General features: G+C 63.9%; 18 protein-coding genes. 10 read left to right on the top strand and 8 right to left on the bottom strand.

Annotated elements, in window-relative coordinates; genetic code table 11:
• Positions 1 to 26 precede the first annotated feature (26 nt).
• Positions 27 to 1,532, top strand: coding sequence for an Ig-like domain-containing protein (locus FJV77_RS14055; RefSeq protein ID WP_142867401.1), 1,506 nt, complete (start codon positions 27 to 29; stop codon positions 1,530 to 1,532).
• Positions 1,533 to 1,733: 201 nt separating this feature from the next.
• Positions 1,734 to 2,114, top strand: a complete 381-nt coding sequence (locus FJV77_RS14050; protein ID WP_142867400.1) for a cupin domain-containing protein — start codon at positions 1,734 to 1,736, stop codon at positions 2,112 to 2,114.
• Positions 2,115 to 2,119: 5 nt separating this feature from the next.
• On the opposite strand, the gene gshB is transcribed toward FJV77_RS14050, so the two are convergent.
• On the bottom strand, positions 2,120 to 3,064 hold the full coding sequence (gshB, locus tag FJV77_RS14045; RefSeq protein WP_142867399.1) for a glutathione synthase: 945 nt from the start codon (positions 3,062 to 3,064) through the stop codon (positions 2,120 to 2,122).
• 275 nt (positions 3,065 to 3,339) lie between these two features.
• On the opposite strand from gshB, the gene FJV77_RS14040 reads away from it, so the two are divergent.
• On the top strand, positions 3,340 to 3,930 hold the full coding sequence (locus FJV77_RS14040) for an NAD(P)H-dependent oxidoreductase (RefSeq protein WP_142867398.1): 591 nt from the start codon (positions 3,340 to 3,342) through the stop codon (positions 3,928 to 3,930).
• Positions 3,931 to 4,101: 171 nt separating this feature from the next.
• On the opposite strand, the gene FJV77_RS14035 is transcribed toward FJV77_RS14040, so the two are convergent.
• Positions 4,102 to 4,476 carry a GtrA family protein gene (locus FJV77_RS14035; protein ID WP_142867397.1) on the bottom strand — a complete coding sequence of 125 codons (375 nt, stop codon included), beginning with the start codon at positions 4,474 to 4,476 and terminating at the stop codon, positions 4,102 to 4,104.
• Between the two features lie 4 nt (positions 4,477 to 4,480).
• Positions 4,481 to 5,485, bottom strand: a complete 1,005-nt coding sequence (locus FJV77_RS14030; protein WP_142867396.1) for a glycosyltransferase — start codon at positions 5,483 to 5,485, stop codon at positions 4,481 to 4,483.
• Between the two features lie 124 nt (positions 5,486 to 5,609).
• Here FJV77_RS14030 and FJV77_RS14025 point away from each other — a divergent pair, with 124 nt between their 5' ends.
• The 7 genes from FJV77_RS14025 to FJV77_RS13995 all read left to right on the top strand — a co-directional run bounded on the left by FJV77_RS14025 (position 5,610) and on the right by FJV77_RS13995 (position 13,448).
• Positions 5,610 to 7,403, top strand: coding sequence for a GtrA family protein (locus FJV77_RS14025; RefSeq protein WP_246691256.1), 1,794 nt, complete (start codon positions 5,610 to 5,612; stop codon positions 7,401 to 7,403).
• Positions 7,404 to 7,503: 100 nt separating this feature from the next.
• Entirely contained in the window at positions 7,504 to 8,853 is a 1,350-nt protein-coding gene (locus tag FJV77_RS14020; protein ID WP_142867395.1) for an EAL domain-containing protein, read from the top strand.
• Between the two features lie 170 nt (positions 8,854 to 9,023).
• Positions 9,024 to 9,791, top strand: a complete 768-nt coding sequence (locus FJV77_RS14015; RefSeq protein WP_142867394.1) for an SDR family oxidoreductase — start codon at positions 9,024 to 9,026, stop codon at positions 9,789 to 9,791.
• Entirely contained in the window at positions 9,788 to 10,756 is a 969-nt protein-coding gene (locus tag FJV77_RS14010) for a 2-dehydro-3-deoxygalactonokinase (RefSeq protein ID WP_281408585.1), read from the top strand. The genes FJV77_RS14015 and FJV77_RS14010 overlap by 4 nt, the downstream gene beginning before the upstream one ends.
• On the top strand, positions 10,753 to 11,394 hold the full coding sequence (locus FJV77_RS14005; protein WP_142867392.1) for a 2-dehydro-3-deoxy-6-phosphogalactonate aldolase: 642 nt from the start codon (positions 10,753 to 10,755) through the stop codon (positions 11,392 to 11,394). Before FJV77_RS14010 ends, FJV77_RS14005 begins: the two co-directional genes overlap by 4 nt.
• Complete coding sequence (locus FJV77_RS14000) at positions 11,394 to 12,269, top strand: SMP-30/gluconolactonase/LRE family protein (protein ID WP_142867391.1); 876 nt, start codon at positions 11,394 to 11,396, stop codon at positions 12,267 to 12,269. Before FJV77_RS14005 ends, FJV77_RS14000 begins: the two co-directional genes overlap by 1 nt.
• A 120-nt stretch (positions 12,270 to 12,389) precedes the next feature.
• On the top strand, positions 12,390 to 13,448 hold the full coding sequence (locus FJV77_RS13995) for a D-alanine:D-lactate ligase-like protein (protein ID WP_142867390.1): 1,059 nt from the start codon (positions 12,390 to 12,392) through the stop codon (positions 13,446 to 13,448).
• On the opposite strand, the gene FJV77_RS13990 is transcribed toward FJV77_RS13995, so the two are convergent.
• From FJV77_RS13990 to dnaJ, 5 genes are all read right to left on the bottom strand, one after another.
• A complete protein-coding gene (locus FJV77_RS13990) occupies positions 13,445 to 13,732 on the bottom strand; it encodes a DUF1330 domain-containing protein (protein ID WP_142867389.1) in 288 nt (95 codons plus the stop codon). The genes FJV77_RS13995 and FJV77_RS13990 overlap by 4 nt on opposite strands.
• Before the next feature lie 70 nt (positions 13,733 to 13,802).
• Positions 13,803 to 14,519 (bottom strand): orotidine-5'-phosphate decarboxylase, encoded by a 717-nt coding sequence (gene pyrF, locus FJV77_RS13985; protein WP_185970310.1) that lies wholly within the window; start codon positions 14,517 to 14,519, stop codon positions 13,803 to 13,805.
• Entirely contained in the window at positions 14,516 to 15,106 is a 591-nt protein-coding gene (locus FJV77_RS13980; RefSeq protein WP_142867388.1) for an NADPH-dependent FMN reductase, read from the bottom strand. Before FJV77_RS13980 ends, pyrF begins: the two co-directional genes overlap by 4 nt.
• Before the next feature lie 45 nt (positions 15,107 to 15,151).
• Positions 15,152 to 15,757 (bottom strand): phospholipid N-methyltransferase PmtA, encoded by a 606-nt coding sequence (gene pmtA / locus FJV77_RS13975; RefSeq protein ID WP_142867387.1) that lies wholly within the window; start codon positions 15,755 to 15,757, stop codon positions 15,152 to 15,154.
• 141 nt (positions 15,758 to 15,898) lie between these two features.
• A complete protein-coding gene (gene dnaJ / locus FJV77_RS13970) occupies positions 15,899 to 17,029 on the bottom strand; it encodes a molecular chaperone DnaJ (protein ID WP_142867386.1) in 1,131 nt (376 codons plus the stop codon).
• Positions 17,030 to 17,170 lie beyond the last annotated feature (141 nt).

Below are 17,170 nucleotides of genomic sequence, written 5' to 3'. Positions count from 1 at the left end.
CCAGGCGCCAAAGCGAGGAAAACAGGATGCCGACCTTAAGCAATGGCAGTCAGCTCACCGTATGGGAAGAACCCGACTATCCCAATCCGAGCCCAGACGCGGTGCTTTTCAGCATCACGGAACCCGACGGCGACGTGATCGGGCCGATAGGGGCAAAGCCCGATTTCCCGTTCGGCGGGATCGACGTGGCTTCGGTCGATGTCTTCGACGGCTTCTTCACCATCACCAGCTTCACCAATGAGGGCAGGACCGAGACCTGGACGACGGTCGAGACGCAGGTCTTCGACAACGAAGGCAATCTTCTCCGCACCTTGTCCGACCAGGCCGCCTACCTGTCGGCCCGGATCGTCTCGGTCAACGCCGACAACCCCGACACCATCACCGTCACATGGATCGGGGCGAACGAGTATTTTGGCGGCGAAAACACCCAATACGGCCAGCACCAGATCATCCTGGAGGGCGGCACGCTGCAGCCCGACACGTTCGTCAATCATGCGCCCACGGTCGCCAATCTGGATGTCTCGGTTTCGCAGGGGGAACTTCTCGACGACATCAAATTCAGCGCCGCCGATGCCGACTATGATCTCCTGAGCTTTGTCGTCGTCGATGGGCCGGACCACGGCATCTTTGAACAAAGCACGCGTTTCGACGGCAACCACTATCCGTTTCACCAGGGTCACTATGGCAACAGCCTGCACTATCATGCCGACTTTCTGAACGGCAATCTGTTCGACTACACACCCGAGGCGGGCTTCGTCGGCACCGACAGCTTTACGGTTTACGCCACGGACGGCCAGGGCAACAGCAATCTGGCGACGATTACGATCACGGTTGCTCCACCGGCCGAATCCATCGCGCTGACCGAGGCCGCGAACAATGTGAACTATGGAGCCCATGATCGTGCCGCGCTCGTCACCGCGCTGGGCGGTGGCGACCGTGTCATCGGCACGTCGTTCAACGATACGCTCGATGGCGGCGTCGGCGATGACCAGCTGTTCGGCGGCACCGGCGCCGACACCCTCATCGGCGGCGCAGGCACGGATTGGCTGAAGGGCGGCGCCGGCAATGATGTCATAAGCGGCGGCGCGGGCACAGACGGCATCCGTGGCGATGAGGGCGACGATGCCCTCAACGGCGGCGCCGGCTCCGACGACCTGCGCGGCGGCGCTGGCGATGACATCCTCAATGGCGGCGCCGGCGGCGACCGGCTGGCCGGCGGCGAGGGCAGGGATGTCTTCGTGTTCGACGCGCTTGGACTGGCGAATTGCGACAGGATCGAAGACTTCGATGCGCAAGATGATATGATCCGCCTGGACAGCTCCGTTTTTGTCGGGCTGCAGGCCGGCCCGCTTTTCGCGGCGGCTTTCGCGGTTGGTCACCAAGCCATCGATGACAGCGACCACGTCCTTTACAACGACGTGACCGGCGACCTTTTGTTCGATGTGGACGGGGTAGGCGGCGCGGCGGCTGTCAAGTTTGCCGCCGTCGAGGCGGGCACCTGGCTCACCGCGGACGACTTTATCGTGTTCTAGATGCGATGGGGCGGCATGCAGCGCCGCCTGCAAGGTTGGGCCGACGAGAAGGGCTGCGCGCCGAACTGAAGCGTCAGACCCAAGGAGTCGATATCATTATTTAGCAATCGCTTATAGATCGGCTCCAAACGTGATATGTATCCCGCTGTGGTTCCGACAATCGCAACATCAGACTCCGCGTCCAGCATAGGGGAGGATGACATGGCCGAAAGTGCAATGAACGTCACGAAATTGGCATCCAAGTCACACAACAACCCGGATGAAGTACGCTCGCCCAACAAGACACGCGTCGAAGTGGTGCGGCTTCCCGGTTTTACGCTCGGGCGGCTCAATATGGAGCCAGGATGGAAATGGTCCGAGTGTGTAAAGCCGGTCGTCAAGACGGACAGTTGTCAGGTGTCGCATGTCGGCTACGTCGTGTCCGGAACCATCACCGTCAAAATGAATGACGGCACGCAGAAAACGTTCGAGCAGGGCACGTCCTATACAATTCCACCCGGCCACGATGCCTGGGTGGAAGGCACCGAACGCTTTGTGTGCATCGAAGTCATGAGCGCCGAGCAGTACGCCAAACCGGCGTAGGGCTCCTATTTTCTCCGCTTGTCCTCGACGGCGTCCCAGAACAGGCTTGCAATGTCGGCGCCGCCAAAGCGCTGCACTTCGCGCACGCCGGTGGGCGAGGTCACGTTGATCTCGGTCATGTAGTCGCCGATCACGTCGATGCCGACGAGGATGAAGCCGCGCTCTTTCAGCGACGGTCCGATGCGGGCGCAAATCTCGCGCTCGCGCTCCGTCAGTTCGGTCTTTTCGGCGCGGCCGCCGACATGCATGTTGGAGCGCGAATCATGGTCGGCCGGCACACGGTTGATGGCGCCGACCGCTTCGCCATCGATCAGGATGATGCGCTTGTCGCCCTTGCGCACGTCCTTGAGGTAGCGCTGCACGATATAGGGTTCGCGCGACAGCTGGGCGAACATTTCGAGCAGCGAGGCGAGGTTGCGGTCGTCCTCCTTGAGATGGAAGATGCCGGCGCCGCCATTGCCATAGAGCGGCTTGACGATGATATCGCCGAACGCCTTGCGGAAGGCCGCGACCTCCTGGGGATCCTTGGTGATCAGCGTTTCCGGCATCAAATCCGGGAATTCAGTGACGAAGATTTTTTCCGGGCTGTTGCGGACCCAGGCCGGATCGTTGACGACCAGCGTCTTCGGGTGGATGCGCTCCAGAATATGCGTGGTGGTGAGGTAGTTCATGTCGAAGGGCGGGTCCTGACGCAGCAGGATCACGTCCATTTCCGACAGGTCTGTGCGCACCTTGTCGCCCAGCGTGTAGTGATTGCCCTTCTCGTCGCGGAGCTTCATCTCCTCGATGCGGGCGAACACCTTGCCGCCCAGCATCGACAGCCGGTCAGGAGTGTAATGGAACAGCTGGTGGCCGCGCCGCTGTGCCTCCAGCGACAGCGCAAACGACGTGTCGCCGGCGATCGAGACGGTGGAGACATGGTCCATCTGGACGGCGATTTTCAGCTTCATGGCGGTCTCCGGCGCGATTGGAGCGACGTTCGGGTCGATGCGTCGACGACAGCGATATAAGGAACTCGGTGCCGTCTGCCAATCACGCTTGCTTGGCTCAGGCTAAATGCGTGTCGTCTGCAGCAAATCGGCCGGGCGGCGTAGCCGATCGCTCACCCCCTTTGTTCGGGTTCGACGAGCTGGCCCTCGGCCGACGGCTCCAAGGCAGCGCCGTTCGGCTCTTAGCCTTTGCTTGAGTATTGGCTAATATATGCTTGCGCCCGGGGGAGCCGTGAATGAAAGTCAATGTCGTCTACGCACACCCACTCGCCGACAGCTACCAGGCATCGCTTCACAAACGTGTCGTGCAGACACTTAGAGCCAGGGGCGACGAGGTCATCGACTTCGACCTCTACGAAATGAGCTTCAATCCAGTGATGCAACAAGAAGAGCGGCGTGGCCACTTTGATCCTTCTAAAACACCGGAGGATTTGCTGGTCTATATCGACGCTTTGCAATGGGCTGACGCGTGCGTGTTCTGCTTTCCAACATGGTGGTCAGGCATGCCCGCCATGCTGAAAGGCTATTTCGATCGCGTTTGGCGACCCGGGGTCGCGTATCACGTGCCGGCGGATGGTGGCGTCATCAAACCGGCGCTTCTGAACATCCGCCGAATGGGGGTGGTGACGACGTGCGGATCGCCCTGGTGGTATACGGAAATATATATGCAAAATCCTGGAAGGAAGGTGCTGCTGCGGGGCCTGAAGACCATGTGTGGAAGCAAGGTGAAGCATCTGTACATGACGAGATATTCCGTCGAGGGCATATCCAACGAAAAGAGGGAAGTGTTCGCGCGCAAGGTGGAGCGGCGGTTCGAGAAATTCTGACCAGCCAAGCCCATGCCAGCGTAGCCGAGCTTGTCCGCTCCCGCTTCGACAAGGGGGCTACCTCGCCTTCGGCGACAAATCTGACCGGAACCACATCAACCTCAACGTTAGGCTCATGCGGTCAATGTGGAGCGCGGCTCATGCGCTCCGCGGGTTCCTCGGACCAGCGCTTCAGCGGTCGAAGACCAACCGGGAGTATCCGAGGAAGGACAGCGCCATCGCCACCAGCGAGGCAATCGCAAGTGCCGCCAGCGGCGGCATTGCCGGCAGCGCGAACAGGATGGCGCAATAGACGAGATAGTTGACGATGCTGGTGGCGATGCCGACGCCACCATACCGCGCACCCTCCTGCGTCAGGCCGCGGCTCGACGGCGAAAAGGTCAGGTGCCGGTTGATCTGCCAGGTGACGCACAATGCAAAGCCGATCGACAGCACGCGCGCGATGAAGGGGCCGAGTGGCGTCACTGCCAAAAGCAGCCAGAGAGCCGCGGCATCGCCGACAAAGCCGACAGCGCCGGCAAAAACGAAGCGGGCGAGCCTGCCCACGGCCTCAGGCGGCCCGGGGCGTCTTGCCCGACTCGGTTTTCGGGGTTTCGCTCGTGCGCTCGCGCCGTTCGACCCGGCCCGACGGAACCGAGAGATAAAAAATGCGCTTCTGTTCGGCGCGCCCGCGCGATACCGAATCCAGGATCAGTCCGGTCATCATCGCAAGCATCGAGAGCAGCAGCAGGCCGACCGACAGCACCCAGGTCGGCATGCGCGGCACCAGGCCGGTCTGGGCGAACTCGATCAGCACCGGCGTCATCAGGGTAAGGCTCGATGCCAGGAAGAAAATGGCGAAGGCGCCGAAGAAGCGCAGCGGCTGCGTCTCTTTCATCAGCATGGCGAACATCCACAGGATCCTGGCGCCGTCGCGATAGGTCGACAACTTCGACGACGATCCCTCCGGCCGGCGGCCATAGTCGAGCGCGATCTCGCTGACCGGCAGCTTGAGCTGCGAGGCATGCACCGACATTTCGGTCTCGATCTCGAAGCCGCCGGACACGGCGGGGAAGCTCTTGACGAAACGCCTCGAGAAGACGCGATAGCCGGAGAAGATGTCGGTGAAGTCGGTGCCGAACAGCCGCTTGTAGAGGCTGTTGAAGATGCGGTTGCCGAAGGCATGGCCGGAACGGCCGGCATCGTCTGTAACGCCGCGCCTGGTGCCCACCACCATGTCGCAGCGCTCGGTCTGCAGGATGTTGATCAGCTGCGGCGCATCTTCCGGCTCATAGGTGCCGTCACCGTCCGCCATCAGATAGATATCGGCATCGATGTCGGCGAACATGCGCCGCACGACGTTGCCCTTGCCCTGGCGCGGCTCGCGGATGACGATGGCGCCGGCCGCGCGGGCCTTGAGCGCGGTCAAATCCCTGGAATTGTTGTCATAGACATAGATCGCGGCCGACGGAAGCGTCTCGCGAAACCGCCGCACCACCTCGGCAATGGTCAGTTCTTCGTTGTAGCAAGGCAGGAGCACGGCAATGACCGGCTCGTGGCGGACTTCGTGCGGCATTTCCGTCTCCCGATGCCCGGCGGAGCCTCCGGCCGCGCTCAAAGGCGGCCTCGCTCAGGCGACTTTACTATTTATTGAAGCTGTTAAGGCTAGGTTTAAGCCGAGCTTCTTTCCGACAAAGGCCATGATGATGAACGCAGCCAAGGCGGGTGCTTCCTCCTGGAAGTCCGATATGGCGCTGGCGCTGCTTGCCATGCTGGTGGTGCTGGCCGTCAATGCCACCACCGGCTTTCGCGAATTGAGCAATGCCGGCGGCGACAATGACAGCCTGCTGCGGCTGGTCGAGGTTCGCGACATGCTGGCCGGCCAGGGCTGGTTCGACCTGCATCAGTACCGGATGGGGCCGGAGGGCGGCTTCGTCATGCACTGGTCGCGGCTGGTCGATGCGCCGCTCGCCGCCATCATCCTCGCCGCTTCGGCGCTGACCGGCAGCATGGCCATGGCCGAGTCGATCGCACAGGTGCTGTGGCCGGCGCTGCTGTTTTGCCTGGCGGTGTTCTGCCTCGCCCGCGCGGCGCGCAGCTTCGCCGGCGCCGGCGCCGTACTGCCCGCAATCGTCATAGGCGCGGCGGCGTTGCATTTCATCGGCATCTTCCTGCCGGGTGCGCTGGATCATCACAATGTCCAGCTGACGTTGACCATGGCCAGCCTCAGCCTGCTGCTCGAGGCGCCCACGCGCCGCTGGGCGGCGCTGATTTCGGGCCTGTGCGCGGCACTTACGCTGGCCGTCGGCATGGAAACCGCACCCTATGTCGCCACCATCGGCGCCTGTATCGCCTTGCTGTTCGTCGTCGACCCCGGCGGTGAGCACCGGACCGCAAGGGATTTCGGTCTCGGCTTCGCCGGGATTTCGGCGCTCGTCTTCGTCACCACCATTCCGCCATCGGCCTGGGGCCAGGCGCAGTGCGACGCCTTCTCGACGGTGCAATTCGTGGTGGCGACGATCGCCGGGCTTGGCCTTGCGGTCGTGACCTCGCTCGACGCATTCAGCACCACGCGCAGCCGCCGCCTGGTCTCGCTCGGCCTGCTCGCGCTTGTGCTGGGCGCCGTCGTCGTGGCGCTGTTTCCGCAATGCCTTGCGGCGCCCTACGCAAACCTCGATCCGCGCCTCAAGGAATTGTGGCTCGACCACATCGACGAGGCACAGTCGCTGTTCCATATCGCCGTCAGCGAACCGGCCTCGCTGGCGGCGCGCTATGTCACGCCGCTGGTGGCAATCCTGCTGATGGCGCTTCGCCTGCGCGGACCGTGGCGCCGCCAGGACAGCCTGGTCGGCGCCTTGCTGGTCGCCGCCTTCATCGTCAGCGCCTGGCAGGTCCGCGGCTCGACATTCTCGATCGCCTTGGCCGTCATCCCGCTGTCGGCCTGGATCGCAAGCTGGCGCGAACGGGCGAGCATCAGCCCTTCGCGCAGCGTGTCGCTGCGCATGGCGGCAGTCTGGCTGGTATCGGTGAATGCCGTCTGGGCCGGCGCTGCCGCCGCGACATCGAGCGCATTCGAGGCCGACAAGGTCTCCGCCGCGGCCAAGGGCGCCGATTCGGCCTGCACGCGCAAGGCCTCCTTCGCGACACTGGCCGCGCTGCCGGACACCACGGTGCTTGCCATTTCCAATCTCGGCTCGCCCATCCTGGCCTATTCCGGCCACCGTGTCTTTGCCGGCCCCTATCATCGCAACATCGCCGGCGACCTGCTTGCGCTCGATGCCTTCCTCGGATCGGCGGACCAGGCCAAGGCGATCGTGGCGCAGCACCATGTCGGCCTGGTGGCACTCTGCCGCGGCAGCGCCGAAAGCAAGCTGCTCGCCGCCAAGGCGCCGCAAGGCTTCCTGGCCCAGCTGATGCAGGGAGGCGTCCCCGATTGGCTCGAACCGGTCGCCGAAACGCGCGGAAACCCGGTCGAACTCTACCGCGTCCGCTAAAGCATCATTCGCCAGCGAAAAATCGATTTCGCGATACGGTTCCTAAACGCTTTGCTGCCAGTCTCAGCGTAAATTTCGGACGTCAAAAACAGGGATACCGATGCAAACGACGTTTGGCACCGGGCAGGCAAGCAGGGAAAACTCGGATCTGGCGTTCACCGACACGCTGACCGGGCTTGGCAACCATCGCCGCTTCTTCGACAAGGTCGACCGCCTGATCAGCGACCGTGCCGACGATCCCGCGCCCTTCACCGTCGGCATTCTCGACCTCGACGGCTTCAAGCCGATCAACGATCTGTTCGGCCACAAGGCCGGCGACGATATATTGATCCAGGTGGCGATGCGGCTGCGCGCCTCGATGGACAGCCATTCCACCGTCTGCCGCATCGGCGCCGACGAATTCGCATTCCTCTATCCGATGGTGTTCTCGGAGGAAGCGGCGGCCGAGAAGTCGCGCATGATGATCGAAATCCTGTCGGCGCCCTACGATGTCGGCGAACGCACCGCCAGGCTATCGGCCTCGGTCGGCTGCTCGCTGTTCTATTCCGGCGACGAAACCACGGAAATCCTCGTCAACAAGGCCGAAACGGCGCTCTACCACGCCAAGCGTTCGGGCCGTGGCCGCGTCGTCGTCTATACCAGAGAGATGGAAGAGGCGGCCAAACGCGTCACCCGCATCGAGCAGGCGCTGCGCCGCGCCGTCTCGGCCGGCGAGGTGGAACCGCATTTCCAGCCCATCGTCGACCTCAACACCCGCCGCACCATCGGCTTCGAGACGCTGGCGCGCTGGACCGATCGCGACCTCGGCGTCGTCCCGCCGACCGTGTTCATTCCCATCGCCGAGGAGCGCGGCATCATCGGCCCGCTGTCGCAGCTGGTGCTGCGCAAGGCGACCGAAGCGGCGCGCAGCTGGCCGAAGGACCTGTTCCTGTCCTTCAACCTGTCGCCCTCGCAGCTCGTCGACCAGAACACCGGCCTGCACATATTGTCGATCCTCGACCGCACCGGCTTCGATCCGCGCCGGCTGGAGATCGAGATCACCGAAACCGGCCTGATGAACGATCCGGCCTCGGCCGAGAAGATCGTCGAGGATCTGCGCCGGGTCGGCATCCGCGTCTCGCTCGACGATTTCGGCACCGGCCAGTCCTCTCTCGGCCGCTTGCGCGAATTCCACTTCGACAAGCTCAAGATCGACCGCGCCTTCGTCTCCTCCATCCTCGACGACCGTCCGTCGGAACACATCATCCGCGCCATTCTCGCCATGTGCGAAGGGCTCGGCATGGATGTCGTCGCCGAAGGCATCGAGGAGGAGGCGCAGGCCGACCGCCTCGTCCAGTTCGGCTGCGCCGGCGGCCAGGGCTATTTGTTCGGCAAGCCGGTCGATGCCGACGCCACGCTCGGCTACCTCCGCGATTCCTATCGCGGCGCCCTCTACGCCAAGGCGATCTGAGCGCCGGTCTGCCATGCGTCGATCAGGTCAGCGGCTCCAGGCCGGCACGGCCTCGTCTGCCATCTTGCGTCTTTTTGTCTGACATAAGCCGAACAAATCGCCGTTTTCGCCCTTGCTCCCCGGACTTGGCTGGCTAGGATGCGCGCCGACCGGAGCGGGAGTAGGAAAATATGATGCCATCGGCGGATTTTGCCGACCTCAGGGGCGCCTCGGTGCTGATCACCGGCGGCGGTTCCGGAATTGGTGCGGCACTGACCGAGGGTTTTGTCCGCCAGGGCGCCAATGTCGCATTCATCGACATCGCCGATGGCGCAAGCACGATGCTCGCCGACCGCGTCGAAAAGGAACTTGGCCGGCGGCCGCTCTACCTCAAGACCGATTTGCGCGATGTCGAGGCGCTACGCGCCTCCGCTGCCCGGGCGGCAGAAGTGCATGGCGACGTCACCGTGCTGGTCAACAATGCCGCGTGGGACGAGCGCCACGATGTCGCTGACGTCACCGTCGAGTTCTGGGACAACAACCTCGCCGTCAATCTGCGCCCGCATTTCTTCACCGCGCAAGCGGTGGCGCCGGGCATGAAGCGGGCTGGTGGCGGTTCGATCATCAACTTCACCTCGACCTCCTATCTCATCAACCATCCTGACATGCCGGCCTACACCGCCGCCAAGGCCGGCATCCTCGGCCTCACCAAGGGCCTCGCCGGCAAGCTCGGCGTCGACGGCATCCGCGTCAACGCGATTGCGCCGGGCTGGGTGATCACCGAGCGGCAAAGGGAACTGTGGGTCACCGAACAGGGGCTTGCCGCCCATGTCGCCAAGCAATGCATCAAGCAGGTCATGCAGCCCGACGACATTGTCGGCACCGTGCTGTTCCTGGCCTCGGACGCATCGCGTATGCTGACGGCGCAAATGCTGGTCGTCGACGGAGGTTTCCTGTGAGCCCGACAAGCCAGGCAGCAGCGGGCAAAGCCCCGGCCGCCGCCGCCGTCGACTGGGGCACGACCCGCATGCGGGTCTGGCTGGTCGACGAGGCGGGTGGGGTGCTTGCCGAACGTCGCGGCGATGACGGCCTGATCACCGCGCAGCAGAAGGGCTTTTCGACCGTTCTCGAAGGTCATCTGGCGGCGCTTGGCGCACCTGACACGCTGCCGGTCATCATCTGCGGCATGGCCGGATCCCGCCAGGGCTGGCTCGAAGCGCCTTACGTCACGGTGCCTACGCCGATCGACGCCATTCTCGCGGGCGCCGCCCGCGTGCCCGGCCAGAGCCGCGACGTCCGCATCGTGCCTGGCCTGGCGCAGCGCCTGGAAGACGCGCCGGACGTGATGCGCGGCGAGGAAACCCAGCTTGCCGGCGCCGGTTTGCCGGCAAAGGGCCGCCATCTCGTCTGTATGCCCGGCACCCATTCGAAATGGGTTCTGGTGGAGGACGGTGCGGTCGATGGTTTTTGCACCTGGCCAACGGGCGAGCTTTTTTCGGTGCTGGCCACTCACTCGATCCTGCGCCATTCGCTGGGCGAGACCCCGAAGCCGGTCACCCCGGACAATCCGTTCTTCCAGGATTGGTGCCGCAAGGCGCTGGCCGAAGGCGGCGATGTTACCTCGCGGCTGTTCTCGATCCGTGCCTCCGGCCTGCTGCAGGACTTGAAAGCCGACGACGCTGCCGCGTGCCTGTCCGGCCTGCTGATCGGTGGCGAAATCGCCTCGGCAGGCCGTCGCTACGGCGAAAGCGCCACCGCAGTCGTGCTGGTTGCCTCGGGCGCGCTTGCCGGCCTTTACCGGCAGGCGCTCGACCTTGCCGGACTTGCCGTCAGGACGGTCGACGCCGATGAGGCGGTGCGTTCCGGCCTGATCGAGGCCGCGCGGGAAAATGGCATGATTGCCAGAAATGGAGTGACCGTGTGACCCAGACCGCACCTTTCCCAGAGCTCAAGCGTGGTCTTGTCGCCATACTGCGCGGGCTGAAGCCCGGCGAGGCGGTGGCTATCGGGCAGGCACTGTTCGAAGCCGGCATCGAAGCCATCGAGGTGCCGCTCAATTCGCCCGAGCCGTTCGTGTCGATCGCCAGCATTGTCGCGGCGCTGCCCAAGACGGCGCTGGTCGGCGCCGGCACGGTGCTGACGGCGGCGGATGTCGACGCCTTGGCCAGGGCCGGCGGCAGACTGCTGGTCAGCCCCAACATCGATGCCGAGGTCATGGCCCGCGCCATGCACCATGGCATGGTGACGATGCCCGGCGTGTTCACGCCCACCGAGGCTTTCCTGGCGATCCGGCTTGGCGCCTCGGCGCTGAAATTCTTCCCCGCAAGCGTGCTTGGCGCCGGCGGTATTTCGGCGATGCGCGCCGTGCTGCCTGCCGACACCGTGGTCGGCGCCGTCGGTGGCGTTTCGGAGAAAGACTTTGCCGGCTACAAGTCGGCTGGGGTGACCGCTTTCGGCCTCGGCTCCAGCCTGTTCAAGCCTGGCATGAGCGTCGACGAGGTGGCCACGCGCGCCCGGGCGGCGGTGGCGGCCCGGGATGCTGCTTTCGGCGGAGAGGCATGATGGACAAGGTTTCCGTTTTTTCGGACCATATCTGCGAGTTGGGCGAGGGGCCGAGCTACGATCCCGCCACCGATACGCTGTTCTGGTTCGACATCGTCAACGGGCTGTTGCTGGAGCAGGGCGTCACCTCAGGTGTGCTGAAAGTCCATGAGCTCGGCCAGATGGCCAGCGCCATCGCCATCATCGACGACAAGCGCCAGCTGATCGCCACCGAGACCGGCCTGCACGTCCGCGATGTGGCGACCGGCAAGCTGGCGCTGCATACGGCCATCGAGGCCGACAATGCGCTGACGCGCTCCAACGATTCGCGCGTCCACCCTTGCGGCGCCTTCTGGGTTGGCACCATGGCCAAAAACGAGGGCAAGGGCGCCGGCTCGATCTACTGGTTCTTCAAAGGCGAGCTGCGTACGCTTTACACCGGCATCACCGTGTCGAACTCGATCTGTTTTTCGCAGGATGGGACGATCGCCTACTACACCGACACCGCGACCGGCCTGTTGATGCGCGTCGCCTGCGATCCGGCGACCGGCCTGCCGGTTGGCGAATCGAAAGTGTTCGTCGACCACCGCTCGTCGAAGGGCTATGTCGACGGCTCGGTCGTCGACCGCGACGGCGTGCTGTGGAACGCCGTCTGGGGCGGCAAGGCGGTCAAGGCCTATGCGCCCGATGGCACATTGCTGCGCGAAATTGCCGTGCCGGCGGGGCAGACCTCGTGCCCGGCCTTCGTCGGCGCTAAAGCCGATAGGCTGGCGGTGACCTCGGCCTGGAAGGGCAAGGACGACAAGCAGCGCAAGCTCGATCCGCAGGCCGGCATGACCTTCCTGCTCGACATCCCCGTCAACGGCCGCTTCGAGCCGCGCGTGCTGATCGCCTGAGAGGCGCCAGTGCTTCGTTGACGGTTGTCACGCAACCGCCCGGCCCGGTCGGTTTCACGCAAGCCGATGGTGCCTGCCGTGGGATGGTAATAGCCTCTATCGCCGGGAGCCGACCATTCAATGCCGCAGAACCACCCGACCTTGATCCTCGTCCACGAGCCGGAAAAGGCCTGTTTCGACCGGCTGGTTGCCGATGGCTTTCCTGCCGAGCGTGCCCTGGAAATCTCGTCCTATTTGGCGCAATCGACCGATCTTGCCCCCGAATTCGATGAACTCGCCGCCGCTTGCGAGCGACGCAGCCTCGCCTTCCTGCCGGTCGAACTCGACGATGCGGCAGCAGCGCTGGCGAAGGCCGATCCGCAGACGACACTGGTCTGGACGCTGACCGACGGCATCGCCTATTTCCGCGGCGCCGCTGCGCCCGCGCTTGCCCGTCTGAACGGGCTCAAAACCGTCGGCGCCGACGATGCGATGTTCGCGCTCTGCCAGGACAAGTTCCGTTCCGGCGCCGTGCTCGGCGCGCTCGGCCTGCCGGTGCCGCAAGCCGGCCTCGCCCGCGACGGCCACTGGCTGGCCGAGCCGCCGCCATCCGCCGCCGGCTGGTTCGTCAAGCCGAACCGGCTCGGCTCCAAGGTCGGCATCTGGCCGGATTCGCGCTGCCACGAGCTGGAGCACGCGCTGGAACTTAGCCGGCGTGTCTACGCCGCCTATCGCGACGATGTCGTCGTCCAGCCCTATGTCGTCGGCCGCAATGTGCGCGCCAGTTTCCTCGGGCTTGAGCCAGAGACCGGCGCGGAAGCACTCGGCATCGCTTTCGTCGACTCCGGCGGCGATTTCCAGACCATGGCTGACTCGATGGCGCTTTACGGCGACACCGGCGAGGCCGCCAAGGCAGCCGGGCTCTACAGCGAACCGGTGCTGGAGCCGGTCGTCGACGCCCAGCCGGCTGCCGCGGCAACCATTCGTCGTATTGCCGAGCGACTAATGAGCGGGCTTGGCCTGCGCGACGTGTTTTCCATCGACTTCAGGGTCGAGGCCGACGATCACGTCCACCTCATCGAGTTCGAGGTCTGCCCAGGTCTGCCCTGCTTCGATTTCCGTGCCTATTGCCGGCAGCAGTGGGGCAAGACGCTGGCCGATGCGATGGCCGCAACTGCGGCAAGCAGGCTGAGCGGCTAAACCCCCTCGACCAGCACGATCTCGCCTTCGGCCACCTTCTGGCGGATGGCGACGGCGCGCTGGTATTCCGGCGAGTGATAGCAATCATGCGCCACGCTGAGCGATTCGAATTCGATGATGACGTTGCGGGCGCGGCCTTGGCCCTCGGCCTTTTCGTGCTCGCCGCCGCGTGCCAGGAATTTCGCGCCGAAGCGCTCGAAGGCGAGCTTAGACGCCGCGACATAGTCCTTGTAGCCTTCAGCGTCGCGCACATCGACGCGCGCGATCCAGTATCCCTTGGGCATCTGTTTCTCCTCGCTTCTTTCCTGACGCAATCCCGGACGGAAACCGCTTCACACTTTTCCTGGAATTGCTTTATGCCGAGCGCATCTCTTCCACTATGGCCTCCGCCGCCGCGCGCCTGTCGCTTGCGGCGACGATCGGCCGGCCCACAACAAGATGGCTGGAGCCGTTGCGGATTGCCTGGCCGGGCGTCACCACACGCTTCTGGTCGCCATGGTCGCTGCCCTTGGGCCGGATGCCGGGTGTCACCACCGCCAGGTCGGGGCCGACGATGCGGCGCACCGCTTCCGCCTCCTCGGCCGAGCAGACGACGCCCCCCATGCCGGCATGCAGCGCCTGTTCGGCTCGCCGCAGCACCAGCGTGTGCGGGTCGTATTCATAGCCGGCGTCGATCACGTCCTGCTCGTCCATCGATGTCAGCACGCTGACCGCCAGCAGGCAGAGGTTGCTGCCCTTGGCGGCTTCCACCGCGGCACGCATCGCCTTGGGATAGGCATGGATGGTGAGCATGGTCATCCCCATGCGCACGATGTTCTCGACACCTTTGGCCACCGTGTGGTCGATGTCGAGCAGCTTCATGTCGAGAAAGATCTTGGTCCCGCCGCTGGCCAGTTCCCTGGCGAAGTCGAGCCCGCCGGCGAAGGCCAGCTGATAGCCGATCTTGTAGAAGGAGACGACGCCGTCGAGCGCGCGCACCGCCTCTTCGGCCTCCTTCACCGTCGGCACATCGAGGCCGACGATCAGCCTTTCCTGCATGGATTGGGCATGCATGGTCGGCGCGTGGGTCATGCCCGGGTCGACAGCATATGCGAGGTTTCGATCAGCGTGCGGCATAGATGCTCCATCGATTTGTTCAGTCTCTCATCCCTGAAATTGCCGTCGGCGTCGAAGGCAGTGCCGCCATCGGCTACCGAGCATTCCGGCGTCACCACTTCCATCTGGCAGCGCACCAGCACGGCGCGCAGATGGTTGATGCAGCGTATCCCTGCGAAATGTCCCTTGGAAGACGAGCACAGGCCCGCGACCTTGCCGGCAAACGGCCTGAACGTGCGGCCGCTATCCGTGCGCACCCGGCTTACCCAGTCGATCGTGTTCTTGAGCAGCGGCGGGATCGAGCCGTTATATTCGGGCGTTGCGATCAGCAGCCCGTCATGGGCGGCGATCAGCCGGCCAAGCTTTACGGCATTGTCGGGAACGCCTTTTTCCTTTTCGAGGTCTTCGTCCAGGATCGGCAGCGTATAGTCGGCCAGCGAAATGCGCGTCACCTCGGCGCCCTGCATGGCGAGCTCCTTCTGCGCCACATCAGCGGTCCGGCCGCTGAAGGCGCCGCTGCGCACCGAGCCGGCAAAGACGAGGATTTTCGGAATCACTGCCATTGGCCAACCTTGTCCCGGGACAGGTACAGCCAAGGATCACTCAAATCAATGCGCCTCGCGCCGGTAGATCCACAGCTGCGTCGGCGGGATGTTGCGGAAGATGAAATCGAAATGCTTGACCGTGTAGTCGCCGCGGCCGGGCGGGATCGGCGACAGCGGCCCGTAGGTCAGCTGTACGATCGGCCGCCCCACCGGGATGCGGTCGAGCAGGCTTTCGATATAGGCGATGCGCTGTGCCACAGGGAAATTCAGCAGCGGCACGCCGGAGACGACGGAGTCGAACACCATGTCACGCTTCTCGCCAAGCGTGGCGTTGAGATTGAAGGCGTCGCCCTCGATGATGTTGACGCCAGGATAGAGCTGGCGCAGATGGCGCACGAAATCGGTGGAATATTCGACCGCGTAGAGGTTTTCGGGCTTCACGCCCACGGCAAGAATTTGGCGGGTGATGACGCCTGTTCCTGGGCCGACTTCCAGCACCGGTAGGCCGGATTTCGGATTGACGATCGAAGCCATCTTGCGGGCGGTGATGGAGCTTGTCGGCACGATCGAGCCGACCGTCTTCGGCTTGTCGATCCAGCCTTTGAAGAATTTGAGCTCGTCGTCGAACTTTTCCGCCAGCGCCTTCCGCAATCCCGGACCACGTGCCATGCAAGTTCTCCTCAACCACCCCCCTGCACGCTACTTAGCAGCTAACAGGTCCAAGGCAAGGCGCGATCTGGCATAAGATGTTGATGACGTTCGGGAAGCGTGCCGGGCGCAGTCGTCGTCTGCAGCTTAATTGCTTGGAAATCAGCGCTCGCCGAAGGACTCGAAAAAGTCCTTCATGCGGGTGAAAAAGCCGCTCGACTGGGGCGAATTTTCTTTTGACGACAGCTGCTCGAACTCTTCCAGCAACTCGCGCTGGCGCCGCGTCAGGTTCTGCGGTGTTTCGACCGCGGTCTGGATGTAGAGGTCGCCGACATTGGGCTGGCGCAACACCGGCATGCCCTTGCCCTTGAGGCGGAACTGGCGACCGTTCTGCGTGCCTTCGGTGACTTTCACCTTGGTCTGGCTGCCGTCCAGCGTCGTCACCTCGAACGAGCCACCGAGCGCTGCAGTCGTCATCGAGATCGGCACCTTGCAGTAAAGGTCGGCGCCGTCGCGCTGGAAGAATTCGTGCGGCTTCACCGCCAGGAAAATATAGAGGTCGCCCGACGGGCCGCCGCGCAGGCCGGCTTCGCCCTCATTGGCAAGCCGGATGCGGGTGCCGTCCTCGATGCCGGCCGGAATGTTGACCGACAGCGAGCGCTCCTCGGTGACGCGGCCCTGGCCGGCGCATTTCGGGCATGGGTCCTTGATCGTCTGGCCGCGGCCCTGGCATTGCGGGCAGGTGCGCTCGATCGAGAAGAAGCCTTGCGTGGCGCGGACCTTGCCGTGACCATGGCACATCGAGCAGGTGACCGGCTGGGTGCCGGGCTTGGCGCCGGTCCCGGAGCATTCCGTGCATGACATCGAGGCCGGCACGCGGATTTGCGCGGTCTTGCCGGCAAACGCCTCTTCGAGCGTGATTTCCATATTGTAGCGCAAATCGGCGCCGCGCTCGCGGCCACCCGACGAGCGGCGCTGGCGCCCGCCCATCATGTCGCCGAAAATATCTTCGAAAATGTCGGCGAAGCCGCCGGCGCCAAAACCTTGCGCACTGCCATTCATGCCGCCTTGCTCGAAGGCGGCGTGACCGAAACGATCATAGGCCGCGCGCTTCTGCGGGTCCTTCAGCGTCTCGTAGGCTTCGTTGATTTCCTTGAACTTGTGCTCACAGGAATGATCGCCGGGGTTGCGATCGGGATGGAACTGCATGGCGAGCTTGCGGAAAGCGCTCTTGAGCTCCTTGTCGTCGGCACCCTTTTGTACGCCCAGCGTTTCGTAGAAATCAGCTTTCATCTTTTCCCGCAGTCCGGATGCTCAACGTCTTGATGCATGTCGCGTCGTTTGCCGGCACGTTGTCTCGATTTAGGAGCGGTGCTGCCCGGATGCTAGGGCCGGCGCGGACTTGTCCGTGTTTTTCGGCGACTTTTTCGACAG

The sequence above is a fragment of the Mesorhizobium sp. WSM4306 genome, assembly GCF_007003975.1.
In the GTDB taxonomy this organism is placed as follows: domain Bacteria; phylum Pseudomonadota; class Alphaproteobacteria; order Rhizobiales; family Rhizobiaceae; genus Mesorhizobium.
Note: the sequence above shows the minus strand (reverse complement) of the source record. Positions and strands in the feature narration are given on the sequence as shown.

Excerpts from the sequence above, each read along its gene's own strand:
- FJV77_RS14055 (WP_142867401.1), top strand. The coding sequence starts at position 27 with ATGCCGACCTTAAGCAATGGCAGTCAGCTCACCGTATGGGAAGAACCC.
- FJV77_RS14050 (WP_142867400.1), top strand. The coding sequence starts at position 1,734 with ATGGCCGAAAGTGCAATGAACGTCACGAAATTGGCATCCAAGTCACAC.
- gshB (WP_142867399.1), bottom strand. The coding sequence starts at position 3,064 with ATGAAGCTGAAAATCGCCGTCCAGATGGACCATGTCTCCACCGTCTCG.
- FJV77_RS14040 (WP_142867398.1), top strand. The coding sequence starts at position 3,340 with ATGAAAGTCAATGTCGTCTACGCACACCCACTCGCCGACAGCTACCAG.
- FJV77_RS14030 (WP_142867396.1), bottom strand. The coding sequence starts at position 5,485 with ATGCCGCACGAAGTCCGCCACGAGCCGGTCATTGCCGTGCTCCTGCCT.
- FJV77_RS14025 (WP_246691256.1), top strand. The coding sequence starts at position 5,610 with ATGATGATGAACGCAGCCAAGGCGGGTGCTTCCTCCTGGAAGTCCGAT.
- FJV77_RS14020 (WP_142867395.1), top strand. The coding sequence starts at position 7,504 with ATGCAAACGACGTTTGGCACCGGGCAGGCAAGCAGGGAAAACTCGGAT.
- FJV77_RS14015 (WP_142867394.1), top strand. The coding sequence starts at position 9,024 with ATGATGCCATCGGCGGATTTTGCCGACCTCAGGGGCGCCTCGGTGCTG.
- FJV77_RS14000 (WP_142867391.1), top strand. The coding sequence starts at position 11,394 with ATGGACAAGGTTTCCGTTTTTTCGGACCATATCTGCGAGTTGGGCGAG.
- FJV77_RS13995 (WP_142867390.1), top strand. The coding sequence starts at position 12,390 with ATGCCGCAGAACCACCCGACCTTGATCCTCGTCCACGAGCCGGAAAAG.
- FJV77_RS13990 (WP_142867389.1), bottom strand. The coding sequence starts at position 13,732 with ATGCCCAAGGGATACTGGATCGCGCGCGTCGATGTGCGCGACGCTGAA.
- pyrF (WP_185970310.1), bottom strand. The coding sequence starts at position 14,519 with ATGACCCACGCGCCGACCATGCATGCCCAATCCATGCAGGAAAGGCTG.
- FJV77_RS13980 (WP_142867388.1), bottom strand. The coding sequence starts at position 15,106 with ATGGCAGTGATTCCGAAAATCCTCGTCTTTGCCGGCTCGGTGCGCAGC.
- pmtA (WP_142867387.1), bottom strand. The coding sequence starts at position 15,757 with ATGGCACGTGGTCCGGGATTGCGGAAGGCGCTGGCGGAAAAGTTCGAC.
- dnaJ (WP_142867386.1), bottom strand. The coding sequence starts at position 17,029 with ATGAAAGCTGATTTCTACGAAACGCTGGGCGTACAAAAGGGTGCCGAC.